Raw genomic sequence first — 23,888 nt, 5'->3', positions numbered from 1 at the left:
GACCGGTGCTCCTGTCCAGGTGATCCCGTCCACTCACGCCCACGCCAACAGGTCCCATTCGTAAGGGAGCTGGGGCGGTTCGGTGGAGTCGCACGTGCCGCGGCCTGCGCCCCTGTCCGAAGCCGCGACGCACCGATGGAACAATGAGCGACATGTCCAACGCCGCCCCCGCCCCGACACGTCAGCGCATCATCACGGCCGTCCTGCAGATCATCGGCGACGGCGGGCTCGCGGCGCTCACCAACAGAAGGATCGCCAAGGAGGCCGGGGTCTCGCTCGGCTCGGTCACGTACCACTTCGAGACGCAGCACGATCTGCTGCGCGAGAGCCTGCTGCACTTCGTGCGCGAGGAGGCCCGGCACTTCACCGAGCTGGCCGACCAGTGCCAGACCGAGGGCCTCGCCATCGAGGAGGCCGCGTCCCTGGCCGGCCAGGTGGCCTGCGGTACGGCGCTCGACAGCGCGCATCTCGCGCCGTTCGAGCTGTACATCCACGCCGGACGCGACGAGCGGCTGCGCGAGGCGGCGTCGGAGGCGTTCCGGGCCTACGACCGGCTCGCCGCCCAGATCCTCACCGCCCTGGGCGTCCCCGACGCGGAACACCTGGCGGCCACGACGGTCGCCCTGGTGATGGGTCTGCAACTGCGGCGCCTGGCGACCGGCAGCCCGGCGGACGACCTGGTCGACGCCCTCCTGCTGCTGGCGCGGGGAGCGATCGCCCAGTCACCCGAACCCGGTCTCCTGACGTAGGGCCACCAGGTGTGCCCCTACGGGCAGCCGACCCTGCCTCCGCGTCCGCTGCGGCACGCGGGGGAGGCGGGTTAGCGTCCGCCTGTGAACAACAGGCCCCACCCGCACGGCCCTTCGGGGAGTACGCCCAGCCCCCGCCGTCGCGGTCCCGGCCCCTTCACGCTCCTGGTGCTACCAGGACTCGTCACGGCCCTGGCGGTCGCCGGCTTCCTCACCCTGACCGGCGGCTTCGACCCCGACTCGACGCAGGCCGCGACCGCGCAGCCGAACAGCGCCGACCAGGTGAACGCGTCGTACGGCCCCTGGCTGCGCAAGGCCGCCGGCGCCTGTGCGGTCCTCAGCCCGTCCGTGCTCGCCGCCCAGATCGACCAACTCTCCGGCTGGGAGAGCGACTCGGGTGAGCCGGGCAGGTCCGGCATCGCCGCCTTCACGGACGCCGCGTGGAAGCGGTGGGGCAAGGACGACGACGGCAACGGGCGCTCCTCACCCCTGGACCGGCCGGACGCCATCATGGCGCTCGGCAGACAGGACTGTGCCCTCGCGACGAAGGTCACGACGCTGCGGACCGACGGGACCGTCTCCGGGGACCTGGTCGAACTGACCCTGGCGGCATACGCGGTGGGCGAGGGCGAGGTGGTGAAGGCCGGACGCGTCCCCGCGAGCGCGTCGACCTACGTCGGCGAGGTGAAGTCGCGCCTGGCGCGCTATGCGGGGTTCGACCACGAGGACGCGGGCGACGGCACCGGACAGACGGCGGGCGCCGTCCTCGCCGCACCCGTCGGCACCCTCACCGTGACGTCCCCCTTCGGTTCCCGGGTGCACCCCCTCACCGGCGTGACCAAGCTCCACACGGGCGTGGACTTCGGCGCGCCGCAGGGCGCCCAGGTCTCCGCCGCGCGGCAGGGACGGGTGGTCTTCGCCGCCCTGACCAAGGCGTACGGCAACCGCATCGTCATCGACCACGGCACCATCCAGGGCAAGCGCCTGGAGACCACCTACAGCCACCTGTCCGCCCTCCAGGTCACCGCGGGCCAGACCGTGCGGACGGGCACCCCCATCGGACGCGTGGGCTCCACCGGCCTGTCCACCGGCCCGCATCTGCACTTCGAAGTCATCTACGGCGGCTACTACACCGACCCCCAGCCCTGGCTCTCCTCGGGGCACTGAACGCGGGCTACTATGCGATCCGTTTCGGATCACGCCCCGTTTCGGGCACACCACTTCTTCTCCCCGAGGACCCAAGTTGAGACGTTCCGTCGTCGTGGCCGCGTCAGGTGCGCTGGCCCTTTCCGCCCTCGCCGTTTCGCCCGCCGACGCCGACTCCGGCTCGGGCGACACCCAGGTCCTCAAGGTCGTCGTCAACAACGGCAAGGCGGTCGTGCTCGGCGCCACCGGGACGAAGACGTTCACGCTCAGCATCACCGCGAGCGACAACTCGGGGATCAAGGACGCCTTCGGCTGGGTCTACCACGGCTCGTTCGACAACCCCGACGGCCATGCGGGGCCCGGTTCCGACACTCCGATGTCCTGCTCCCCCGACCCCCGCAGCGAGAGCACCTCCATCTGCACCACCGACATCACCGTCGGCCCCCTTACGCCCCACACCAACGCCACCGCCGGCACCTGGCACGTCTGGACGTCCGTGGACGCCAACGACTTCGACTACGTCAACAAGGACAGCGCGGGCACCTTCCTGATGAAGCGTGCGGCCAAGCTGACCGCCGACGCCTCTCCCGAGCCCGTGGCCAAGGGCAAGGTCATCACCGTCAAGGGCGCCCTGACCCGCGCCAACTGGGACAACGGCACCAACGGCGGCTACGTGGGCAAACCCGCGCAACTGCAGTTCCGGAAGGCCGGCACCACCACCTACACCACCGTGACGACGGTGACCAGCGGTGTCGGCGGCGCTCTCAAGGCCACCGCGAAGGCCACGGTGGACGGCTACTGGCGCTGGAGCTTCGCCGGGTCCAGCACCACCGGATCGGCCACCTCCCCGGCCGACTTCGTCGACGTCACGGGCGGCTGATCCGGCAGGCGCGATCCACCCTGCCCTCGCTACGACGCCGTGGGCACCGCGATGTGCTGCTGGACCAGTTCGTACGACCTCAGGCGGGCGGCCAACTCGTAGACGGGCGTGACCAGCATGAGTTCGTCCGCGCCGGTCGCGCCCACCAGGTCCGTCAGTCGCTTGTCGACGGACTCCGGTGAGCCGTACGCCTGTTGGGCACGGAACCCGGCCAGCGCCCGCGCTTCTTCGTCGGTGAAGGTGTGCGCGGCCGCCTGTTCGGGGGTGGGGAAGGCGATGTCGCCCCGCCCCTTGAGGAGCGCGGCCTTCACCACGTTCATGGGGCCCGCCAGCCGGTCGGCCTCCCGCTGCGTGTCGGCGCATATCGTCTCCACACAGATCAGCACGCGGGGGCGCTCGCACCAGCGGGACGGGGAGAAGTGCTCGCGGTAGTGGTCGAGAGCGGTGAGGGTGTTGTCGGGGCGGATGTGATGGGCGAAGGCGACCGGCAGTCCCAGTTCCGCGGCGAGCGCGGCGCCGGCCGTGCTGGAGGACAGCAGCCAGGGCTCCGGGAGCGGATCGAGTACGACCTCGTCCACCAGGTGACGCAGAGTCGCCGACACATCGCTCCGGTACTCGTCGTCCGTCGCCGGTCCGGCACCTCGCCGCAGGGCGCGTGCCGTCGCCTCGTCGAAGGTGCCCGGACCCCGGCCGATGCCGAGGTCGATGCGGCCCCCGTGGAGTGCGGCCAGCGTGCCGAACTGCTCCGCCAGCATGATCGGCGCGTGGTGCGGCGCGAGTACGCCCCCGGATCCGAGGCGGATCGACGAGGTGAGCGCGGCCGCGTGGGCGGTCAGGACGACGGGCGGGAACGCTCCTATGGCCGGCGAATGATGATGCTCGGCGTACCAAAGTCGCAGGTATCCGAGGTCTTCCAGGCGGCGGGCGAACTCGGTGGTGTCACGTAACGTGTCGGCGGCTCGGGCGCCCTCCTGGACCGTGGCCACTTCGAGCGCGCTGAGCGGGACGGTGATCATTCGGTCAGTATAGGAAGCGCTCTTGGACACCCAGCCGTCAGGCAAAGAATCCATCAAGTGGGACATATGGGTTTTCGCGGTGCAGACGCGGCAATAACGACCGGGATGTCTACTGCACCTCTCATACGGAGCGCACTCGATCATGTACAACTCGCCGCACCGCCGAGCCGCCGCTGGCAGCCTCCCGTACGAGCCGCCGCCGCGGCCGGACTGGCCTGGGTGGTGTGCGGCACGGCATTCGGTAGCCACAGCCCGTATCCGGCCGCGCTGGCCGCGCTCCTGATCACCGAGTCCTCGGCGTTCCGCTCACTGGTTGCGGCGGCCCAGTACGCGGCGGGCTGCGCCCTGGGCATTCTCGTCGCCGTCCCCGCCGCGATCCTCGTCGGCCCCACGCTCCCTGCCCTGTGCATCGTCGTGTTCGCGTCCATCGTCCTCGCCGGATACGACCGCCTCGGACAACACGGCGTCCACGTACCCATCACCGCGCTGTTCGCCTTCGCCATGGCACGCAGCCACCTGTGGGACGACCTGGCTCCGCACGTGATCGAAACCGCCGTGGGCGTGGTGATCGGCACCGCGGTCAACGCCGTACTGTTTCCGCCGCTCCACCTTCGCTCCGCCGAGCGGGCCCTGGACGATCTCCGCGGCCGGCTGTCCCGGGTACTGGAACTCCTCGCGCGCGCACTCCGCGAGCAGCGGCCCCCGCGGGAACTGCTGGGCGACGACTGGACCGCGAGGCTGACCGATGCGGTGACCCGGGCGGACACCGAATTGATCGCGGCGCGGGAGAGCCGCCGGTGGAACCTTCGGTCGGCGGCCCGTACATCGGTCTGGCATCTGGACCACACCGTCCTGGACACGCTCGCGCGCGTCGCCGACCGGGCCCGGGACGTTGGCCAGTTGCTCGAAGAGGAGAGCAAGTCCGGGCCCCCTACGAGGCGTCACGGAAGCGATCCCGTCACGCCTGACTTCCGCCCGGGCGGGGCCCGCCTGCTCCTCGGGACGGCGATGTGCGTCCGTACCTTCCATGGGGGCCGTGCCCACCCCATCCTGCCGGCCGCCCGATGGGCGGGACAGCATCTGCACGCCGAGGCCGACTCCAGCAAGGACCGCGGTCTGGCGCACCAGTTGGAGGACATGCTCGCGTGCCTGGACCGCGACCGCGGCGCCACCTCGCCGACGCGGCACCCACGTACCGCGGGGACCTCCGTGGAGGTGAGCCGCCATGGCTGAGATCCGCTCGCCGCTGCACCCGGACGTTCTCTCCCCAGTCGCGCGCTGGGGCGCACCGCTCCTGCTGCTGGCCGCCGTCGCGCTGACCGACCTGGTGACGAGCGACCGGCTGCACGTACTGCCCGTCATGGCCGCCGTTCCGGTACTCGCCGGCGCCCTGAACGGAGTCGCGGTGACGAGCGTGCTGGCCGGTGCCGCCATGGCGACGACCGTGCTGGTCCAGCTGGTCGAGGGACGGTGGGGCACACCGGGCGGTGACGTGACGATCCTGACGCTGGCGGTGGTCTCGATGGCCGGGCTGCCGGCATGCTCGGTGCGGTGCCGGCGCGAACGGCAGTTGCGGCGGGCACGGTCGGTCGCCGACGCCGCCCGGCGCGCCGCGCTGCGCCCCCTGCCCCGCCGTATGGGCTCCGTGAACCTGGCCGCCACCTACGTGCCCGCGGTGTCCGATCGGCGCGAGGGCCACAGCGAGGGCGGTGACTTCTACGAGGCCCTGCACACCCCGTACGGCATCCGGGTGCTCGTCGGAGACATCCGGGGCAGAGGGCTGTCCGCGGTGGCGGCCTCCGCGGCGTTGCTGGGCAGCTTCCGTGAGGCGGCGTACGAGGAACGCGCACTGGCCGACGTGTGCGGCCGGCTGGAGGCGAGCGCCGCCCGGCAGCTGCACGCGCCGCAGGAGGAGCCGTTCAGCGAACGCTACGTGACCGCCGTCCTGTTGGAGCTCCCCCACGACGAGCCCGTGGTCCGGATGATCCACTGCGGGCACCCGGAGCCACTGACACTGCGCGGTGGAACGGTGCGTGTCCACGCGCCCACTCCGCCCGGTGCGCCCATCGGGCTCGCCCACCTCGTCGGCGCCGAACCCGTGACCCAGACCATCGCGTTCCGTCCCGGCGACCGACTGCTCCTCTACACCAACGGGTTCGTCGAGGCACGTGACCGGGGCGGCCGCTACCACGACCTCGGCGCCCACGCCCGGGACCGCAGCGCGCAGTCCCTTCAGGACATGGTGCGAGGCCTGCGCGGAGACCTGCTGCGGCACACCGGCGGCCGACTCACCGACGACGCCGCGCTCGTGGTCCTGGAGCGGTGCGGCCGACCCGACGCGGCGCAGCGGGGGTAGCCGACGCGGGGTACGGAGCCCACACGCCGCCACGGCTCGCGCCCTGATTCACAGACTCAGCGTTATCGCAGCGCCGATACCGCCCAGGCCCAGGGCGAACCCGGCCTCGGCCCAACCGCCCGTGCCCCAGGGGAAGAACCGGTCGAGGGCGAGCCGGCCCGGGCCGATGGCCGCGACGGCCAGGGCGACCACGCAGATGCAGACGCTGTACTCCACGCCGCCGTTCGTGTCCCACAATCCGTGGGCGCCGGAGACGGTCGCCATGGCATTGATCATCACGCCGATCAGGGCGGCGGCCGCCAGGGGCGTGAGGAGCCCGAGGGCGAAGCCGAGGCCGCCGAGGAATTCGGACAGCCCGCCGATCACGGCGAACAGCTTTCCCGGGTGGAAGCCGAGGCGGGCGAACCCCTGGCCGGTCGCCGTCAGGCCCCCTCCGCCGAAGAACCCGAACAGTTTCTGGGCTCCGTGCCCGACCATCAGCAGCCCGAAGGTCAGCCGGACGAGCAGCAGGCCGAAGTCACCGGCGGACGGCGTCGGCGTCAAGTGTTTCGTGTGCATGTGAATGCTCCGGTAGGAGCGCCGGAACGGGCGTCACCCCCAGCTCGGACAGACGCCGAGGCACCGGTGGGCGGTGGGCTCGTGCGGCAGCACGGAATGCGGACCGCCCCTGCCCGATCCTTCCGCAGCGGGCATCGTCATGCATCTGGGCACGGCAGGTCCCGGCCCGGGTCTGGCGGTAGCCTGCTCGTGAGGCAGCCATGGCCGATCAGGTACACATCCAACTCCTCGGCGGATTCGCGGTGGCGGTCGCCGACCGCCCGGTCGCCGCCGGGGCGTGGCGGCTGCGCAAGGCCCGTAGCCTGCTCAAACTCCTGTGCCTGTCCCCGGGCCACCAGATGCACCGGGAACGGCTCTACGACCTCCTGTGGCCGGACCTCGACCGGACGGCCGCGGCGAACAACCTCCACCAGGTGCTGTACGCCCTGCGCCGCGCGCTGACCGCCACGGGTGCGCCGGGCGACGTCGTCGTGCTGCGCGACGACATGGTGCTGCTCGACCCCGGCGGCGGTGTGCGGATCGACCTCGACGAGTTCGACGAGGCGGCCCGCCGGGCCGCGGACGGCGGCGGCTCCGCGGACTACCGCGCCGCGCTCGCCCTGGCCGACCCGGGTCTGCTGCCCGAGGACCGGTACGAGCCCTGGGTGGGCGAGGCGGCCGAGGCGCTGGAGACGCGGCGCACGGCACTCAGGCTGGGGCTCGGCGAGTTGCTGGAGCACGATCACCACATGGACGAGGCCATCGACGTACTGCGGGCCCTGATCGTCGAGGAGCCGCTGCACGAGCCGGGTCACCGGGCGCTGATGCGGGTCCTGGCCGAGGCCGGGCGACGCCGGGAGGCGCTGGCCGACTACGAGCATCTGCGGGACGCGCTCCGCCAGGACACCGGCGCCGACCCCGACCCGCAGACCCGCCGCCTCTTCCGCGAGCTGCTGGCCGACTCCGTGGAGGCGCGGGAGCAGCCGGCGGAGGCCCCACGGCACGAGTTGCCCGTGCCGGCGACCCCCCTGATCGGCCGGGAGCGCGAGCTGGCCGAGATCGAGAAGCTGCTCGGGCTGAGCAGGCTGCTGACGCTGACCGGGGCCGGCGGCTGCGGCAAGACCCGGCTCGCGCTCGCCGTGGCGGCCCGTCGCGGCGACGACCACCGGGACGGGGCGTCCTTCGTGGACCTCGCCGGGCTGTCGGAACCGCACCTGGTCCCCGAGGCGGTCGCCGAGGCCCTGGGGCTGCGGCTCCCGCCGTCCGGCGGGGGCCGGGACGCGCTGATCGCCCAGCTCGGCGGCCGGGAGCTGCTGCTGGTGCTGGACAACTGCGAACACCTGGTCGACGCGTGCGCCGACCTGGCCTCGGAGCTCCTCGCCCACTGCCCGGGGGTCTTCGTCCTCGCGACCAGCCGGGAGCCCCTGCGCAGCTACGGGGAACGCACCTTCCGGGTGCCCTCGCTGGGGCTGCCGGACCCGCGCCGGCTGCCGTCGGTGGCGGAACTGGGCCGGTTCGGCTCCGTGCGGCTGTTCGTGGAGCGCGCCGCCGACGCGGCACCCGGATTCCGGCTGACCCCGGGCAACGCGGAGGCGGTGGCACAGATCTGCTTCCGGCTCGACGGCATGCCGCTGGCCCTGGAACTCGCGGCGGCACGGGTGCACGTACTGGCCCCGCGCCAGATCGCCGAACGGCTCGACGACGCCCTCGCCCTGCTCGGTCACGGCAGCCGGCACGGTGCGACCCGCCAGGAGACGCTGCTCGCCACGCTGGAGTGGAGCCACCGGCTGCTCGACGACGAGGAACGGTGCCTGTTCCGCAGGCTCGCGGTCTTCGCGGGCGGGTTCTCGCTCGCCGCGGCCGAGGAGGTGTGCGCCGACACGACCGACCACACCTCGGTGCTTGACCTGCTCGGCCGACTGGCCGAGAAGTCCCTGGTGTGGGTGGAGCCCCGGCAGGACGAGGTCCGCTACCGGCTCCTCGAGACGATCCGGCAGTACGCCACGGACCGGCTGCGGGCCGCCGGGGAGCTGACGGACATCGAGGCCCGGCACCGGCGGTACTACCTGGCTCTCGCCGAGGCCCGGGACCGCGAGCCGCCCACCGGGGTGTCCGGGGTGACGTCCCTGGAACTGGAGGCCGACTACGGCAATCTCCGGGCCGCCCTGCGCTCCTTCCTGAGCCACGAACCGGACAGCGCGCTGCGGCTGGCCGTCGCCCTGCGCTGGTTCTGGACCGAACGGGGCCGGCTCGCCGAGGGCCGGCGCTGGCTGGACGACGCCCTGGCCGCAGCACCGGAGCCCAGCCCGCAGCGGGCACGCGCGTTGATGGGGCGGGCCGTGCTGGCGATCCGGCTCGGTGACGCCTCCCCGCTGGAGGACATCGCCGCCCGGATCGTCGGGATCCACGAGCGGCTGCCGGACCCGGCGGGACTGGCGCACGCCCACTTCCAGCAGGCGATCCTGCTGTGGATGCGCGGCAACTGGGGACGCGCCCGCACCGCCCTGGACCGGGCCCGCGCCCTCGCCCGCGACGCGAGCGACCCCACGGTCCTCGCGGCCGCCGCGCACCTGGAGAGCGTGTGGGCCATCTGCCGTGGCGAGGGCACGGCGGCGCGCGAGGCCTGTCTGGAGAGTCTCCGGCTGCTGGACGACGCGGACGCCGCAAGCCTCCCTTTCCTGCCCGTCATGACTCCGGGGTACGGGATCGAGGACGACGGGGCGGGGCAGGTGTCGGTGTCCTTCGAGGAGACGGTGCTCGCCGGCCGCACGGTCGGCCCGTCCCGGGCACGCGGCTACGTCCTGACGAATCTCGCCTGGGCCACCCGCGTGGAGGGCGACGCCGAGGCGGCCGTCGAAGCCGCCGAGCGCGGTGTCGACTGTTTCCGCGCGCTCGCCGATCCGCACGGGGAGTCCTTGGCGTTCAACACGCTCGGCAACATCCACCGCAGTCGGGGCGACTACGACGCGGCCAGGAAGTACCTCGACACCGCGCTGGCGATCAGGCGCCGGCTCGGCGACCGCCGGGAGGAGGGCATCACGCTCGGCTGCCTCGGTCTGGTCCTGCTGGCCGAGGGGGACACCGAAGGCGCTCAGGCGACCATCGGGCATGTCCTCGCGGGCTTCGAGGAGACCGACGACAACCCGGGCACCACCAACAGCCTGCTGCACCTCGGGCTGGTGGCCCGGAGCATGGGCGACTCCGCGCGCGCCCGTGCTCTGCTGACCCGCGCCCAGGGCCTGGAGCAGGTCGCCGGGTCCCCCTCAGCCGCCGGCTGGGTCTCCCTGCTGCTGGCGCAGCTGCTGTGGCAGGCGGGCGAGCGCAGTCCCGCCGAGCGGACGGCGGTCCGGGCCCGTGACCTCTTCGTCCGACTCGACGACACCCGCGGCCAGGCGGTTCTGCGGCGCGCACTGCCCTGGGCGCCGACCGTCCAAAGCGGCTGCTGAGTGGTTGCTAAGAGGTGCCGCCTACGGTCCTGACCATCAGTTCCACGCACTCACACCGAGGAGCCGACCATGTCGATCGACACGGCAAAGGGCATCCTGGGGGACGCCACCATCGCCGAGCTGGAGGCAGGTCTGCGCGGCACCGTCGTCCGGCCCGACGACGCCGAGTACGACGAGGCCCGCGCGATCTGGAACGCCGCCCACGACAAACACCCGGCCCTGATCGTCCGCTGCGCCGGGACCGCGGACGTGATCCGCGCCGTCGAGTTCGCCCGCAGCCAGGACCTGCTGGTCGCCGTGCGCGGCGGCTCGCACAGCATCGCCGGCTTCTCGACCTGCGACGACGGCATCGTCATCGACCTGTCGCCGATGAAGGGCGCCTTCGTCGACCCGGGGCGGCGCCGGGTGGTCGCCCAGGCCGGCCTGACCTGGGGCGACCTCGACCATGAGACCCAGGCGTTCGGGCTCGCCGTCACCGGCGGGCTGGTCTCCTCGACCGGGATCGCCGGCTTCACGCTCGGCGGCGGTGTGGGCTGGCTGCTGCGCCGCCACGGTCTGGCCAGCGACAACCTGACGGCGGCCGAGGTCGTCACCGCGGACGGCCGCGTGGTGCGCGCGGACGCACACGAGCACTCCGAGCTCTTCTGGGCGCTGCGGGGCGGCGGCGGCAACTTCGGTGTCGTGACCTCGTTCGAGTACCAGCTGCACCCGGTCGGACCGCAGGTCCTCGCCGGCCTGATCTTCTATCCCCTGGCAGAGGCCCGGCAGGTGATCACGGGCTGGCGCGAGGCGACCAAGCGCATGCCCGACGAACTGACGACGGTGGTCTCGCTCGTCACGGCGCCGCCGCTGCCCTTCCTGCCCCCGGAGGTCCACGGCACCCGCGTCGTGGCGGTGATCGGCATGTACGCGGGCGACCCCGCGGCCGGTGAGGCGTCCGTCGCTCCGCTGCGAACGCTGGGGACCCCCATCGCCGACGCCATGGGCCCCATGCCGTACACGGGCATGCAGGCACTGCTCGACCCGATGTGGACGGCCGGCGCCCACAACTACTTCACGTCGGCGTTCATCGAGCCGACCGACGACACGCTCGACGCCGTGCTGCGCCATCACCTGGCGACCCCCACGCCGTTCAGCGAACTGCATCTGCACCAACTGGGCGGTGCCTTCGCCCGCGTGCCCGTCGGGGACACGGCCTTCAGCCAGCGGGACGCGAGCGTGCTACTCAACGTGGTCGCGCGGTCCCCGGAAGCGGCCGGCTTCGACGGGCATGTCGCCTGGGCCCGCGACGCCCGCGAGGACATCGCACGCCACGGCCGCGGGGCCATGTACGTCAACTTCACCGGTGAGGCCGCCGAGGACAAGGTGCACGCCTCGTACCCCGAAGGGGTTCACGAACGGCTGGTCAGGGTCAAGGACGCCTACGATCCGACGAACCTGTTCCGTCTCAACCAGAACATCCGCCCCTCGGCGTGATCGCATTGGGTACGGCATCGTCCTGGACCGGTAAGCGGGTACGGCTGCGCGCTGTCGAGCCCGAGGACTGGACAGCGCTCATGCGCCTCGCCGACGAGGCCGGGCGGCGAGGCGGCCGGCTGGATCTACCGCGGTCCGCCGAGAGCTACCGTGCCTGGGCGAAGCAGCAGGCCGTCGCCAAGTGGGATGACGACCGGTTCCGGTTGGCAGTCGAAACGACGGCCACGGGGGAGTTGGTCGGCACGGTCGGCTCACATCGCACCGGTCGTCGTTCGGGCTGGTTCGAGCTCGATGTCACGATCGGCGCCGACCACCGGCGCAAGGGCTACGCGACGGAAGCCGTAGTGCTCCTGCTGCGCTTCATGTTCGCCGAGCGGCGTTATCACAAATGCCTGGCGGCGATCTTCGCCCACAACGAGCCGTCGCTGACACTTTTTCGTCGGCTCGGCTTCACCGAGGAGGGGCGCCTGCGGGAGCACGTCTTCTTCGCCGGCCGGCACCACGACCTCGTCCTGATGGGCATGCTCGCCAACGAGTTCGACCGGCGGCACCCGATGAGCGAACCATCAGCTGGTCACCCGTAGCCGACAGCGGATCCGCCCTCAGCTGCGGGCGGTGGCGCGCAGGCGCAGGCCGACAGTCGCGAGACCTTCGAAGGTGGTGACCTGGTAACCGGGTTCCGGTCCGGGCGGCTCGCTCAGGTGGTAGCGGCGGGCGGTCTGCGCGGTGAGGAGCGTCAGCATCGCCATGGCCAGCGCGGTTCCCTCGCAGCCGTGCGGCCCGGTGCCGAAGGAGAGGAAGACCCCGGGTTTCGCCGGCGAGCCCGAATCGTCGAGCCAGCGCTCGGGCTGGAACTCGTCCGGCTCGGCGTGTTCCCGTGCGTCGCGGTGGGCGGTGTAGGGGCAGACGAGAACGGTGGACCCGGCGTCGATCGTGTAGTCGGCGAGCTCGGTCTGCCGCGTGGCGCGCCGGGTCAGCAGCCAGCTCGGGGGGTACAGCCGGAGCACCTCGCGTACCAGTGCCTGGGTGTATCGCAGGCTGTCGAGGTGGGTGCTGGTCGTCGCGGCCGGATCCGCGGGCAGCAGGGCGGCTTCGGCCGCGACGCGGTCCGCCGCCCGGGGGTGCCGGGCCAGGTGGAGGAGGATCCATCCGGCTGCCCGGGAGGGTGTCTCGAAGGTGGCGACGGTGATTCCGGGGAGCGTGTCGAGGACGGCCTCCTCCGGCAGCAGGCCGTAGCGGGGGGAGGGCCGGAGCATCTGTCCCAGCATGTCGTCACCGAGTCGGCCCGTTGAACGGCGCCTGCGGACGATGGGCCGCAGAGCGTCGATGAAGGCGACTTGCTGGCGGGTACGAAATCGCCGTGCCGGTGTGGGGATCCAGCGAGGCCATGCCCAGCGCGAGGGGCGTACGAGCACCTCCCGGGCCAGGAAGAGCTGTGCGGCGAAGGGCAGCAGGGTGGGCGCGTCTTCGGAGTAGAGGTAGCTCACGCCGATCTCCGCCAGGGCGTGCCGGACCGGGGGCAGAATCTCGACGTCCTGGTCCGTGGGCCACTGGTCGACGAATTGCGCGGTCCTGGGCGCGATCTCACCGATCCGGGCCGCGACCGCCTGCGCGCGCAGTCCGCGCATGCGAGCCGCGTGAGCGCGTGCGCGCTCCTCGGGCGTCGGTGCTCCGCTCGACCGCTTCAACGGCGGGAAGAGAGGCGCGGGTGCCTTGGGGAAGTCCTGTGAGCGGCGCAGGACGGCTTCACACGGCTCGGCCGTAGCGGCGACGTAGACACCCGGCTCCAGCTGCCAGACGTCTCCGCACTCGTCAGCGCCACGGCGCGCCACTGCCAGCCGGTCGCGGTTCCAGGCGGAGAAGCCGCCTCCGGGCAACCGCGGCGGCTCGTTCATTCGGCCCATGGGATCGTCCCTGCCTGGCTCTCGTACCTGTCCAGGCCGAGATCGTCGGGAGCGTGGCTGGGAGCCGGCGGGCACCCGGGGGCGCCCGCCGGTAGTGCGGTCAGACCCCCTCGTCTCCGGCGTAGGCATCCCACTCGTGGGCCCCGTACGCACCGTAGTGGCGGGTGAAGGACAGCCTGCTGAGCAGCTTGGCGATCATGATTCACTCCTCTCGCCTGTCTTCAGCACCAAATGCCACATACCCCATGCTGCCACATTTGGAATATTCGGAATGTAAGCCCTACGTATGGATATGGATATAAAAGCTGGTTCTTGCAGGCCGGGCCCGGAGCCCGCGCGGCCGAGGCCGGATCACCGCGCCGCGCGCGTGGCGGAGCGGTCGCCGGCAGCTACGCACGGTCACGTCGCCCTCGCCGACGGCCTGTTGGCGGGCGCCGGAACACCGCGGGCGAGGTGGCGGCCCTGAGCGGTGCGGTCATGCCGCGGCCTGGTCGGGCTTCGCCGGTACGCACCGCCGGGCGATGCCCGCGGCGATCAGATAGGCGAGGGCGCCGAGGACCATGCTGGTGCGCAGTCCCGCGTTGTAGTCGCCGTGGGTGGCGAGCAGGCTGCCGCCGAGTGCCACGCCGGTCGCGCTGCCGATCTGACGGGTGGTGTTGAACAGGGCGGAGGCCGCCCCCGCGTACGCGGGGGGCGCAGCGCCCATCACGGTGGCGGTCGTGCCGGTGAGGGCGAAGGACGTACCGAATCCCGCCGCCATCATGGGCGCCACCAGCAACGGGTAGGCGGGAGCGGCTCCCGCCGCGGCCCAGCCGGCCAGCCCGAGTCCGGCCAGGAGCATGCCCGAGGTGACCAGCGGACGATCGCCGGTACGGCGGCTCAGCCGCCCGGACAGAACGGAGGCGAACATGGTCATCGCCACCGCCGGGAACAGCGCCGCCCCGGTGGCGAGGGCGCTGAGGCCGCGCTGGCGCTGGAAGTCCAGGCTGGCGGTGAACACCATGCCGTAGAAGGCGAAGTTGAACAGCAGACCGATGGTGGCACCGCCGCTCGTCGCACGCGAGCGCAGCAGGCTCAGTGGAAGGGCGGGCGACCGGGCCAGCCGCTCGCGCACGACGAACGCCACGGCCGCGAGCACGGCCAGGCCCACCCCGGCGAGCACGGCGGGATCGGACCATCCGCGCCGTCCGGCCTCGTTGAGCGCGGCGGTCAGCAGTGCCACCGCCGCCACCACCGCGCACTGCGCCGGCCAGTCCAGGGCCCGGTCGGCCTGCCGGGGCGAGGGCGCCACCTGCCGCAGCGTCAGGACCAGGCAGGCCACGCCGACGGGCAGGTTGATGAGGAAGACCCATCGCCAGCCCACGGTGGAGACCAACAGCCCACCCAGCAACGGGCCGGCCGACGCCGCGATGCCCGCCATCGAACCCCACAGCCCGAACGCCCGCGCGCGTGCGGCCGGCGCCGGGTAGGACTGCTGGAGCAGGGCCAGGGAACCGGGCACGATCAGCGCCGCCCCGAGCCCCTCCACCAGCCGGGCCGCCACCAGGAACGGCGCGCTCGGCGCGAACGCGCACGCGGCCGAGGACGCGGTGAACACCACCACGCCCGAGCAGAAGACCCGACGGTTGCCGAGCCGGTCGCCCAGCGCGCCGCCGGTCATCAGGAACCCGGCGAAGACGAGGGTGTACCCGTCGGTGATCCACTGGATGCCGGTCAGTGAGGCGGACAGGTCCCGGCCCACCACCGGCACCGCGACATTGATGATCGTCACGTCCAGGATCACCATGAAGTACCCGGCGCACACCGCCAGCAGCGGCACCAGGGACCGTCGCTCGGGCTCACCGCCGTCGGTCGATCCCGCGCACGCCACGTTCCGACTCCGTCCGTCCGCAGGGATCTGCACGAGCCAGGTTAAGGAACCCTGCCTCCCTCCCCCTGCCGGCCGCTTAGCCCATTCGAACGAGTCGCCCGCGCCGCCGGGTGAACGAGGCGATCCGTGCCTCGCGCCGACGCCGGTCGGCCGCCCGCGACCATTAGCGTCGGCTCCTGTGTTGTTCAGCTACGCCTTCGTGAACCTGAAACCCGGAGTGGGAAAGACGACCAGCGCGGTCTGGTTGGCTCACGCACTTCACGAGTCGGGCATCCCACCCCTGTTGGTGGACAGTGACCCCGCTTCCTCCGCACTGCGCTGGAGCGAGCTGGCGGGCGGCTTCCCCTTCCCCGTCATCGCCCTCCCGGTGGGTGACGTGCACCGGCGCGTGAACGACTTCCTCGGTCACCGGCAGGCCGTGGTGTTCGACGCCCCGCAGTTGGAGGACCACGCCCACATCGCCCGCAGCATCATGCGGTACGCGAGCGAGTGGATCGTGCCGGTGACTCCGGCCCCCATCGAGCTGGACCGTATGGCACCCATCGGCGGCGAGATGGGCGACATGCAGTCCCTGCGCGCCACGCCGGCCCGCGCCGCCGTACTGCTGAACCGCACCAACCGCCCGGACGCCACCCGCACCGGACCCGACGCCGACGCCCGCGAGGCTCTGACGGAGCGTGGCTTCGACGTACTGTCCACCCACATTCCCCGGCTCGACCTGTACGCCCAGTCCTTCGGCAGCCCTGTCGAGGTCAAGTCCTCGGCCTACATGGATCTCGCGGACGAGCTCATCAAGCGTCAGGACAAGGCGTGAACCAGCGCAAGGACACCTACCGAGCCGCCCTGCGGCGTGAACCGCAGGCCGCCGCACCCCGGCAGTCCAAGGTCGCCCGGCTGCACACCCGATACGTACGAGTGACCATCGAACTCGACCCGACCTTCCCGCAAGACCTCACCCGCTGGGTCGGATCGCCGGTCTCCGCCCTGGTGGACGTCGGCGCCGCTGTCCTGCGCCCGCTGACGAGTTGGCGCCTCTAGCCCACGGTCAGTGTTACGGCCCTTGACCAGCTGCTCAGCTGTCCGGCGCGGACTGCGCCTCGACGCCCCGGCGGGTCAGGGCCACCCACTCCGGTGCCGGCTCCGCGGAGCTGTAGGCGTCGTGCCAGTTCCACCATTCGTACGGGGCGGTCCGGGGGTAGTCCTCGGGTGAGTCCTCCCAGGTCTCCTGGCGTCCGAGGGCCGTCATGTCGAGGTAGTTCCAGGTACTCCCCAACGCCTCGTCACCGCGGGAGTTGATGAAGTAGGTGCGGTAGACGCGGTCGTCGTCGCGGATGAACGCGTTCGTGCCGTGCCACTCGTCCACGCCGAAGTCGCGGTCGAAGTCGTCGGTGATCGTGTACCAGGGCATCAGCCAGCCCATCCGCTCCTTCACCCGCTCGATCTCCGGCTGGGGCGCGCGCGAGACGAAGGCGAGGGTGGTGTCGCGGGCGTTCAGATGCGCGAGGTTGCCGACGTGGTCGGCCACCATGGAGCAACCGCGGCACGCGTGGTCCGGCCAGCCGAAGACGCCGGGCTCGAAGAAGGCACGGTAGACGATCAGTTGACGGCGCCCCTCGAAGAGGTCGAGCAGACTCGCCCTGCCGTCGGGTCCGTCGAACCCGTACGCCTTCTCGACGGCGACCCACGGCATCCGCCTGCGTCTGGCGGCCAGTGCGTCACGGGCGTGGGTCAGGTTCTTCTCTTCCACGAGCAGCTGTTGGAGCGCGGTGTCCCACTCCTGCTGCGAGACGATCGGAGGTGTCTTCATGGTGGCGCCCACCTTCCGGTGCGGTCCGGTCCGGGCGGGGCCCGCCGACGCCGCCCGCGGGTGCGGGCGGCGCCCGGGTCCGTCACGCCGCCAGGGCGTGGCCGGGGTGCAGTACGACCTTGGTGTAGCCCTCGATCCGCTTGTCGAACTTCTCGTATGCCAACGGCGCCTGGTCCAGAGGCAGTTCGTGGGAGACCACGAAGCTGGGCTTGGCCCGCCCGGCGGTGATCAGGTCACGCAGCTGGCGGTTGTACCGCTTGACGTTGCACTGACCGGTGCCCATCTGCTGACCCTTCTCGAACATCCTGCCGATGGAGACCAGCAGTTGGCCGTGCTTGGCGTGTTCGTCGGGGCCGCCCGGGTCGGAGGGTACGTACAGACCCGGTATGCCGAGCATGCCGGTCGGACGTACCGTCTCGACGAGCGTGTTGAGGACCACGGCGGGTTCCTCGTGGCTGATGTCCTTGTGCGACTGGGCCTGGTAGCCGACGGCGTCCACGCCCTTGTCCGTGCCCTCGCCTCCGGTCTGTGCCTTGATCTGCTCGGCCGGGTCCCCCTTGGTGAAATCGATGGGGATCGCGCCGATCTCCTCCGCCTTGGCGAGCCGCTCGGGCACGCGGTCGACGGAGAACACCTTGGACGCCCCGCGCAGCAGCGCCGAGTAGGCGGCCATGAGTCCCACCGGTCCGGCGCCGAAGACGGCCACGCTCTCGCCCGGGGAGACCTGGGCGAGTTCACAGCCGTGGTAGCCGGTGGGGAAGATGTCGGCGAGCAGCACGAAATCGGTCTCGAACTCCTCGCCCGGCGGCAGCTTCAGGCAGTTGAAGTCGGCGAACGGCACGCGCAGATGCTCCGCCTGGCCACCGGTGTACGGGCCCATCGCCACGTATCCGTAGGCGCCGCCCGCGAAGCCGGGGTTGACGGTCAGGCAGAAGCCCGTCTTGCCGGCGAGGCAGTTCTTGCAGAATCCGCAGGCGACGTTGAACGGCATCACGACGCGGTCCCCCTTCGACAAGGAGGTCACGCCGGGACCCGTCTCCTCGATGATGCCGAGGTTCTCGTGTCCGAAGACGATGCCCGACTGGGCCGCCGTGCGGCCCTCATACATGTGCAGGTCCGAACCGCAGATGGCGGTTGACGTGACCCGTACGATCACGTCGTTGGGGTGCTGGATCGTGGGATCCGCGACGTCCTTCACGGTCACGCTGAACGGTTCTTCGTAGACGACCGCTTTCACTCGGGGTCACCTCCGCGTCAAACTCGCATGACGGCGGCGACGGACGGCCGGACGCCGACGGGGCGGCACGGGCGGCAGCAGTGGGACTGGACCAGTGCCGCGGGCCGGGCGCACCGGCTCCGCCGCCGGTCATTTTCGGTGCAGTTCCAGACAACGCCCCCAGCACGCGGCCTGCAACCCGCGGCCGCGTTCCGTCGGGGCCCGCACTGCCCGCGCCGCCCGCGCCGAGGTGGCCAGTCGGTCCACGAGCGCCGCACCGATCTGGGGGTGGCGCTGCTCGCGTGCCCGTACCTCGGGCCTCCGGTCCTGCGGGCCGAGGCGTCGTGACGCGGTGCTCCCGCCGGGCGAGGGTGCCCGGTCAGCGGGCCTTCGCGCGACCGGCCCGGCAGCGGTGGCGCCGGCCCGCGGCCGTCCGTCAGTACAGCACCTTCAGCGCGCCGGGCAGGACCTTCACCGTGACGGGGAGGACGGCGTCCACCTCGCCGTCGGCGCCGTAGGGCACCGCCCGGTCGGCCTCGATACGGATCTCGCGTCCCTGCAGGACGAGCACCTCGGGGCGCGCCACATGGGTGCCCGACTTGAGCTCGTTCATCATGGCGAAGAACAGACGGCGGGGAGCGTCGCGGATCATCACGACCTCCAGCAGGCCGTCGTCCACGCGGGCCCCGGGGGCGATCATCCGGCCGGAGCCGTAGTAGGCGGAGTTGGCGGCCACGACGGTGTAGCCGCGCACCGCGTGCTCCTCGCCGTCGACGGTGACCCGGTAGTCCGCCGGGCGCCATGTGGTCACGGCGCGCAGTCCGCCCGCGTAGTAGGAGGCGGCGCCCTTGAGCAGCCGGGCGTGGTTGGCGTGGCGGTTGGCCAGCGCGTCGACGCCCGCGTACACGCTGCCGAGGACGACCGTCCCGTCGTGGACGGCCGACCGCACCTCGATGGTGTCGACGGGCCGCGGCTGACCGTCGAGCAGGATCCGGGCCAGGGCGTCGGGGTCGGAGGGCAGCTCCAGCGCCCGGGCGAAGTCGTTGCCCCGGCCGGCCGGGACGATGCCGAACACGGTGTCGGTGCCGCTCAGCGCGCCGCCGATACCGCCGGTGATCCCGTCACCGCCGACCGCGAGGACCACCCGCCCCCGCTCCCCCGCGTCGCGGGCGATGTCCTGGGCGTGCGCCAGGCTGCGGCTGTACTCCGTCTCCAGCTCGGCCCCGGATTCCCGCAGGACGCGCGCCACCTGGAGCAGCGCGGCGGCCGCGCTGGATCCGCCCGCGGTGGGGTTGACGACGGCGGTGAACTGTCGCATGGGTGAGCCTCCGGGGGCGGGATACGGGAATCGGTGTACTGGGGCAGTGTGAACGGGTGGTGCGGGGGGCGGGGCAGGGTGGTCGAGCGGGTCAGTCGGTGGGCAGCAGGACGCCCGGGTTGAGGAGCCCGTCCGGGTCCAGCCGCCGCTTGACCGCGCGGAGAGCTTCGACGCCCAGGGCGCCGACCTCGCGGACGTACCAGTCGCGGTGGTCCGTGCCCACACCGTGATGGTGACTGATCGTGCCGCCCGCGGCGAGGATCGCATGGTTGGCCGCCTGCTTGGCCGGGGCCCAGTGGGCGACCGGGTCGTCGCCCTGCGCGCTGACCACGGTGAAGTACAGCGAGGCGCCGTTCTCGTAGACGTGGGAGATGTGGCACATGACCAGCGGCGGTGTGCCCGCGTCGGTGAGCGCGGTGGTCAGGGCGGTACGGACCCCGGCGTACAGCTCGGGGATGCGCGACCAGAACGCGGCCGTCTCCAGCGTCTCGGCGAACGCACCCGCGTCCAGCAGGGCGTCCCGCAGGTACGGCGCCGAGTAGCGGCCGTGCGCCCAGCGCTCGCCGGGCTCGTCTCCCGCGAACGTGCCGCCGCACTCGCGCAGCACGGCCGCGGCCGCCTCCCTGCCCCGGGCGGTGTCCTCCTCGGTGCCCTCGAACCCGACGATCGCGAGGCAGCCGGCGTTCTGCTGCGCTCCGTCGGCTCCGATCGCGTCGGGCTGGGCGAGACCGATCAGCGTCTCGGTCTCGTCGGACAGGCGCAGCACCGTCGGGCGCGGTCCGTCCTGGGCGAGCCGGCGCAGGGCGGCGCCGCCCTCCTCGAAGGAGGCGAAGCGCCAGCCTTCGTACCGGCGAACCCGCGGCTGGGGGCGTACGCGGACGGTGACCGAGGTGATCACGCCGAACGCGCCCTCGGAGCCGAGGATCAGCTGGCGCAGGTCCGGGCCGGCGGCGGAGCGCGGGGCGCGGCCGACCTCCAGGGTGCCCTCGGGCGTGGCGACGGTGAGGCCCAGCACCATCTCGTCGAAGCGCCCGTATCCGGCGGAGGCCTGTCCGCTGGAGCGGGCCGCGGCGAAGCCGCCGATGGTGGCCCACTCGTAGGACTGCGGGAAGTGGCCGAGCGTGAAGCCGTGTTCGGCCAGGAGGCGCTCGGCCTCGGGGGCGCGCAGGCCGGGCTGCAGGGTGGCGGTGCGCGAGACCGGGTCGACCTCGACCAGCCGGTCCATGCGACGTAGGTCGAGGGCGATGAAGGGGCCGCGCCGCTCGGGGGCCAGGCCGCCGACGACGGAGGTGCCGCCGCCGAACGGGACGGCGCCGAGCCCGTATCGGGCGCACACCCGCAGGACGGCCAGGACCTCGGCGTGCGTGGCCGGCAGGACGACGGCCGCCGGGGTGTCGGCGACGTCTCCGACCCGGATGCGCAGGAGGTCGGGCGTGGACTTGCCGCGGGTGTGCCGGACCCGGGTCTCCGCGTCCGTACGGACGTGTGCCTCGTCGCCGACGGTGGCGTACAGCTCCTGGAGCACCGCGGCGTCGAGCGGCGTGGCGGGGACGGCGATCTCCTCCAGCCGGAGCGGTTCGGCACCGCGCGGCTTGACGCCGAGCAGATCGCGCAGCAGCCCGATCACCGTCTCGGGCAGCGGTGCCGCCTTGGCCGGGTCGCCCCAGCCACTCCACAGCATGTCCATGGCGGTTGTCCTCATCGCTCGTTTCCGCGCCGTGCCCGTCTGCCGGGCGCCGCCGCAAGGGCGTTACACTGTTACACATGACGCCTATTCGTCACAACCATGAGGACAGCGATCCGGTGCTCGACGCAGTGCGCGACTGCGTCCTGGCCGTCGGCGTCCGCCGCACCACCCTGACCGACGTGGCCCGCCGTGCCGGTGTCTCGCGCATGACGCTCTACCGGCGCTGGCCGGACGTGCGCACCCTCGTCGGCGACCTGATGACGCGTGAGTGGGTCGGGGTGGCCCTGCGTGCCATGCCCGAGGCCGGGCCGGACCGCTCGGCGCGCGACACGATCGTCGAGGGGCTCGTGGCCGGGGTGGAGGCGTTCCGCGCCCACCCGCTCTTCAGCAAGATCGTCGACGTCGACCCCGAACTGCTCCTCCCCTACGTGCTGGACCGCCGCGGGGCCAGCCAGGACGCGCTCCTGGACCTGCTGACCAGCGGACTGCTCGACGGTCACGCCGACGGATCGGTGCGCGCCGGCCACCCCCACCTGCAGGCGCGGTCCCTGCTGCTGATCGTCCAGTCCTTCACCCTGTCGCTGCGGACCATGACCGACGAGGACGACCCGGACCTGACCACCGCCACCTTCCTCGCGGAGCTGCGGACCATCCTGGAGAGGACCCTCACCCCATGAGCCCCACCAGCAGCCCGGCCCACGCCGCCGGCCCCGTCCCCGGCTCGTCGCTGTCCGCCGCGCGCCGCACGCGCGAACTGGCCGAAACCGTCGGCGGAGCGGAGGTGGACGTCCTGGTCGTCGGACTCGGCGCCACCGGCGCCGGTGCCGCCCTCGACGCCGCCGCGCGTGGACTGACCGTCGCCGCGATCGACGCCCACGACCTGGCCTTCGGCACCTCCCGCTGGAGCTCGAAGCTGATCCACGGCGGACTGCGCTACCTGGCCTCCGGACAGCTCGACGTCGCCCACGAGAGCGCCGTCGAACGTGGGGTGCTGATGGAGCGCACCGCACCCCACCTGGTGTCCGCCCAGCCGTTCGTCCTCCCCCTGACCCCGCTGGTCCCGCGCGCCCAGGCGGCCCTGGCCTGGGCCGGGTTCCGGGCCGGCGACACCCTGCGACTGGCCGCGCGCACGGCCCGCGCCACCCTGCCCCGCCCGCGCCGGCTGTCCACCGCCGAGACCCGCCACCTGGCCCCGGCCCTGCGTACCGACGGCCTGCGCGGCGGCCTGCTGTCCTGGGACGGCCGGCTCACCGACGACGCCCGCCTGGTGACCGCCCTCGCCCGCACCGCGGCCGCACACGGCGCGCGCATCCTCACCCGCGTCAGGGCGCTGGAGCTGACCGGGTCCGGCGCCCGCGTCCGCGACGAACTCACCGGCGAGGAGGGCGAGATCCGGGCCCGGGCCGTGATCAACGCCTCCGGCGTGTGGGCGGGCGAGCTGATCGACGGCATCCGGATCCGGCCCTCCCGGGGCACCCATCTCGTGCTGCGCGCCGAACGGCTGGGCTCCCTGCCCGCCGGGCTGCACATACCGATCCCCGGCGAGACCAACCGCTTCGTCCTCGTCCTGCCGCAGGGGGACGGCCGGGTGTACGTCGGGCTCACCGACGAACCGGTCGACGGTCCCGTCCCCGACGTGCCGGAGGTACCGGAGACCGACATCGGCTTCCTGCTCGACGTCCTCGGTTCCGTCCTGGACACCCCGGTCCACCGCGACGACGTCGTGGGCGCCTTCGCGGGTCTGCGGCCCCTGCTGGACACCACGCCTGAGGGCTCCGGCGAACCGTCCCGGACCGCCGACATCTCCCGCCGGCACGCGGTCCTGACGTCACCGGACGGCGTGGTCACCGTGGTCGGCGGCAAGCTCACCACCTACCGGCGGATGGCCGAGGACGCCGTCGACGCCGCCGTCTCGGCCCGCCGCCTGCAGGCCGGTCCCTCGCCCACCACCATGCTCCCGCTCGTCGGCGCCACGGCGCCTGCCCGGCTCGCCGCCCTGGCCGCGCCCGCGCGCCTGGTCCGCCGCTACGGCACCGAGGCCGAGGCCGTCCAGGCACTCGGCGCCCACGACGCCCACGGGCAGGAACCCGTGCTGCCCGGTCACCCCGTGACCCGCGCCGAACTGCTGTGGGCCGTACGGCACGAGGGCGCACTCGACGCGGCCGATCTGCTCGACCGGCGCACGCGCATCGGCCTGGTCCCCGAGGACCGCGCCGAGGCTCTGCGCACCGCCGACGAGATCCTGGGCGAGGCCCTGGCGGGACAGAACTGAGACAACGCGCAATCTGGGCATGACCTCAGTCGCGGGCACGGGGCAGTGGCTGGGGTTCGTGGCGGCGGCCGCAGGCGCGGGGACGCCGGCCCGTGCCGTGTGTCCGAGGAGGTCGCGGATGTCCGGCACGGGGGCCGCTCTGCTGGACGGCTGGGCGATGACGTCCTGCCGGACGGCTGGGGTGATGTCCGGTTGCCCCGCCCCGCCC

General features: G+C 72.4%; 20 protein-coding genes. 12 read left to right on the top strand and 8 right to left on the bottom strand.

Going from position 1 to position 23,888, the window contains the following annotated elements:
* Positions 1-152: 152 nt before the first annotated feature.
* The 3 genes from ACWGKT_RS05590 (at position 153) to ACWGKT_RS05580 (ending at position 2,775) form a co-directional block, all read left to right on the top strand.
* A complete protein-coding gene (locus ACWGKT_RS05590) occupies positions 153-749 on the top strand; it encodes a TetR/AcrR family transcriptional regulator (RefSeq protein ID WP_356141079.1) in 597 nt (198 codons plus the stop codon).
* A gap of 84 nt (positions 750-833) precedes the next feature.
* A complete protein-coding gene (locus ACWGKT_RS05585) occupies positions 834-1,916 on the top strand; it encodes a M23 family metallopeptidase (protein ID WP_453272585.1) in 1,083 nt (360 codons plus the stop codon).
* A 76-nt stretch (positions 1,917-1,992) separates the two neighbouring features.
* Positions 1,993-2,775, top strand: a complete 783-nt coding sequence (locus ACWGKT_RS05580; protein ID WP_453272584.1) for a calcium-binding protein — start codon at positions 1,993-1,995, stop codon at positions 2,773-2,775.
* 29 nt (positions 2,776-2,804) lie between these two features.
* Here ACWGKT_RS05580 and ACWGKT_RS05575 read toward each other — a convergent pair whose 3' ends face one another.
* Positions 2,805-3,791 carry an LLM class flavin-dependent oxidoreductase gene (locus tag ACWGKT_RS05575; RefSeq protein ID WP_356141085.1) on the bottom strand — a complete coding sequence of 329 codons (987 nt, stop codon included), beginning with the start codon at positions 3,789-3,791 and terminating at the stop codon, positions 2,805-2,807.
* A gap of 105 nt (positions 3,792-3,896) precedes the next feature.
* Between ACWGKT_RS05575 and ACWGKT_RS05570 the strand changes: the two genes are divergently transcribed.
* Together ACWGKT_RS05570 and ACWGKT_RS05565 are read left to right on the top strand one after the other, a co-directional pair.
* Positions 3,897-5,024, top strand: coding sequence for an FUSC family protein (locus ACWGKT_RS05570; protein WP_453272583.1), 1,128 nt, complete (start codon positions 3,897-3,899; stop codon positions 5,022-5,024).
* On the top strand, positions 5,017-6,147 hold the full coding sequence (locus ACWGKT_RS05565) for a PP2C family protein-serine/threonine phosphatase (protein WP_453272582.1): 1,131 nt from the start codon (positions 5,017-5,019) through the stop codon (positions 6,145-6,147). Before ACWGKT_RS05570 ends, ACWGKT_RS05565 begins: the two co-directional genes overlap by 8 nt.
* A gap of 48 nt (positions 6,148-6,195) precedes the next feature.
* Here ACWGKT_RS05565 and ACWGKT_RS05560 read toward each other — a convergent pair whose 3' ends face one another.
* On the bottom strand, positions 6,196-6,705 hold the full coding sequence (locus ACWGKT_RS05560) for a DoxX family protein (protein ID WP_453272581.1): 510 nt from the start codon (positions 6,703-6,705) through the stop codon (positions 6,196-6,198).
* A gap of 200 nt (positions 6,706-6,905) precedes the next feature.
* On the opposite strand from ACWGKT_RS05560, the gene ACWGKT_RS05555 reads away from it, so the two are divergent.
* The 3 genes from ACWGKT_RS05555 to ACWGKT_RS05545 all read left to right on the top strand — a co-directional run bounded on the left by ACWGKT_RS05555 (position 6,906) and on the right by ACWGKT_RS05545 (position 12,190).
* Positions 6,906-10,130, top strand: coding sequence for a tetratricopeptide repeat protein (locus ACWGKT_RS05555; RefSeq protein ID WP_453272580.1), 3,225 nt, complete (start codon positions 6,906-6,908; stop codon positions 10,128-10,130).
* Between the two features lie 69 nt (positions 10,131-10,199).
* Complete coding sequence (locus tag ACWGKT_RS05550; protein WP_453272579.1) at positions 10,200-11,606, top strand: FAD-binding oxidoreductase; 1,407 nt, start codon at positions 10,200-10,202, stop codon at positions 11,604-11,606.
* On the top strand, positions 11,603-12,190 hold the full coding sequence (locus tag ACWGKT_RS05545; protein WP_453272578.1) for a GNAT family N-acetyltransferase: 588 nt from the start codon (positions 11,603-11,605) through the stop codon (positions 12,188-12,190). The genes ACWGKT_RS05550 and ACWGKT_RS05545 overlap by 4 nt, the downstream gene beginning before the upstream one ends.
* An 18-nt stretch (positions 12,191-12,208) precedes the next feature.
* Here ACWGKT_RS05545 and ACWGKT_RS05540 read toward each other — a convergent pair whose 3' ends face one another.
* Together ACWGKT_RS05540 and ACWGKT_RS05535 are read right to left on the bottom strand one after the other, a co-directional pair.
* Positions 12,209-13,501 carry a cytochrome P450 gene (locus tag ACWGKT_RS05540; protein ID WP_453272577.1) on the bottom strand — a complete coding sequence of 431 codons (1,293 nt, stop codon included), beginning with the start codon at positions 13,499-13,501 and terminating at the stop codon, positions 12,209-12,211.
* A gap of 484 nt (positions 13,502-13,985) precedes the next feature.
* Positions 13,986-15,296, bottom strand: a complete 1,311-nt coding sequence (locus ACWGKT_RS05535; protein ID WP_453272576.1) for an MFS transporter — start codon at positions 15,294-15,296, stop codon at positions 13,986-13,988.
* On the opposite strand from ACWGKT_RS05535, the gene ACWGKT_RS05530 reads away from it, so the two are divergent.
* Together ACWGKT_RS05530 and ACWGKT_RS05525 are read left to right on the top strand one after the other, a co-directional pair.
* Entirely contained in the window at positions 15,217-16,194 is a 978-nt protein-coding gene (locus tag ACWGKT_RS05530; RefSeq protein ID WP_453272575.1) for a nucleotide-binding protein, read from the top strand. The two genes, ACWGKT_RS05535 and ACWGKT_RS05530, sit on opposite strands and share 80 nt — an antisense overlap.
* Positions 16,191-16,418, top strand: coding sequence for a hypothetical protein (locus tag ACWGKT_RS05525; protein ID WP_453272574.1), 228 nt, complete (start codon positions 16,191-16,193; stop codon positions 16,416-16,418). Before ACWGKT_RS05530 ends, ACWGKT_RS05525 begins: the two co-directional genes overlap by 4 nt.
* Positions 16,419-16,452: 34 nt before the next feature.
* Here the strand turns inward: ACWGKT_RS05525 and ACWGKT_RS05520 are convergent, their stop codons facing one another.
* The 4 genes from ACWGKT_RS05520 to ACWGKT_RS05505 all read right to left on the bottom strand — a co-directional run bounded on the left by ACWGKT_RS05520 (position 16,453) and on the right by ACWGKT_RS05505 (position 21,408).
* Positions 16,453-17,187, bottom strand: coding sequence for a DUF899 domain-containing protein (locus tag ACWGKT_RS05520; RefSeq protein ID WP_453272573.1), 735 nt, complete (start codon positions 17,185-17,187; stop codon positions 16,453-16,455).
* An 82-nt stretch (positions 17,188-17,269) separates the two neighbouring features.
* Positions 17,270-18,424, bottom strand: a complete 1,155-nt coding sequence (locus tag ACWGKT_RS05515) for a glutathione-independent formaldehyde dehydrogenase (RefSeq protein WP_356141106.1) — start codon at positions 18,422-18,424, stop codon at positions 17,270-17,272.
* A gap of 415 nt (positions 18,425-18,839) precedes the next feature.
* Positions 18,840-19,721, bottom strand: a complete 882-nt coding sequence (locus ACWGKT_RS05510; protein WP_453272572.1) for a YegS/Rv2252/BmrU family lipid kinase — start codon at positions 19,719-19,721, stop codon at positions 18,840-18,842.
* 91 nt (positions 19,722-19,812) lie between these two features.
* Positions 19,813-21,408: an FAD-binding oxidoreductase gene (locus ACWGKT_RS05505; RefSeq protein WP_453272571.1), complete on the bottom strand. Its 1,596-nt coding sequence runs from the start codon at positions 21,406-21,408 to the stop codon at positions 19,813-19,815.
* 77 nt (positions 21,409-21,485) lie between these two features.
* On the opposite strand from ACWGKT_RS05505, the gene ACWGKT_RS05500 reads away from it, so the two are divergent.
* Both ACWGKT_RS05500 and ACWGKT_RS05495 read left to right on the top strand, forming a co-directional pair.
* The gene (locus ACWGKT_RS05500; RefSeq protein WP_453272570.1) at positions 21,486-22,085 is read left to right on the top strand and encodes a TetR/AcrR family transcriptional regulator; all 600 of its coding nucleotides are present in this window, start codon (positions 21,486-21,488) and stop codon (positions 22,083-22,085) included.
* Complete coding sequence (locus ACWGKT_RS05495; RefSeq protein WP_453272569.1) at positions 22,082-23,680, top strand: glycerol-3-phosphate dehydrogenase/oxidase; 1,599 nt, start codon at positions 22,082-22,084, stop codon at positions 23,678-23,680. The genes ACWGKT_RS05500 and ACWGKT_RS05495 overlap by 4 nt, the downstream gene beginning before the upstream one ends.
* The last annotated feature ends 208 nt before the right edge of the window (positions 23,681-23,888 follow it).

It is taken from the genome of Streptomyces sp. NPDC054794 (assembly GCF_053611585.1).
This window is presented reverse-complemented; position numbering and strand designations above follow the sequence as displayed.

Bases quoted from the DNA above. Each gene is read 5' to 3' on its own strand.
- ACWGKT_RS05555 (WP_453272580.1), top strand. From the start codon at position 6,906: ATGGCCGATCAGGTACACATCCAACTCCTCGGCGGATTCGCGGTGGCG.
- ACWGKT_RS05500 (WP_453272570.1), top strand. From the start codon at position 21,486: ATGACGCCTATTCGTCACAACCATGAGGACAGCGATCCGGTGCTCGAC.
- ACWGKT_RS05530 (WP_453272575.1), top strand. From the start codon at position 15,217: ATGCCGGTCAGTGAGGCGGACAGGTCCCGGCCCACCACCGGCACCGCG.
- ACWGKT_RS05575 (WP_356141085.1), bottom strand. From the start codon at position 3,791: ATGATCACCGTCCCGCTCAGCGCGCTCGAAGTGGCCACGGTCCAGGAG.
- ACWGKT_RS05510 (WP_453272572.1), bottom strand. From the start codon at position 19,721: ATGCGACAGTTCACCGCCGTCGTCAACCCCACCGCGGGCGGATCCAGC.
- ACWGKT_RS05560 (WP_453272581.1), bottom strand. From the start codon at position 6,705: ATGCACACGAAACACTTGACGCCGACGCCGTCCGCCGGTGACTTCGGC.
- ACWGKT_RS05565 (WP_453272582.1), top strand. From the start codon at position 5,017: ATGGCTGAGATCCGCTCGCCGCTGCACCCGGACGTTCTCTCCCCAGTC.
- ACWGKT_RS05570 (WP_453272583.1), top strand. From the start codon at position 3,897: ATGTCTACTGCACCTCTCATACGGAGCGCACTCGATCATGTACAACTC.
- ACWGKT_RS05535 (WP_453272576.1), bottom strand. From the start codon at position 15,296: ATGGTGATCCTGGACGTGACGATCATCAATGTCGCGGTGCCGGTGGTG.
- ACWGKT_RS05590 (WP_356141079.1), top strand. From the start codon at position 153: ATGTCCAACGCCGCCCCCGCCCCGACACGTCAGCGCATCATCACGGCC.
- ACWGKT_RS05540 (WP_453272577.1), bottom strand. From the start codon at position 13,501: ATGAACGAGCCGCCGCGGTTGCCCGGAGGCGGCTTCTCCGCCTGGAAC.
- ACWGKT_RS05495 (WP_453272569.1), top strand. From the start codon at position 22,082: ATGAGCCCCACCAGCAGCCCGGCCCACGCCGCCGGCCCCGTCCCCGGC.
- ACWGKT_RS05505 (WP_453272571.1), bottom strand. From the start codon at position 21,408: ATGGACATGCTGTGGAGTGGCTGGGGCGACCCGGCCAAGGCGGCACCG.
- ACWGKT_RS05520 (WP_453272573.1), bottom strand. From the start codon at position 17,187: ATGAAGACACCTCCGATCGTCTCGCAGCAGGAGTGGGACACCGCGCTC.
- ACWGKT_RS05550 (WP_453272579.1), top strand. From the start codon at position 10,200: ATGTCGATCGACACGGCAAAGGGCATCCTGGGGGACGCCACCATCGCC.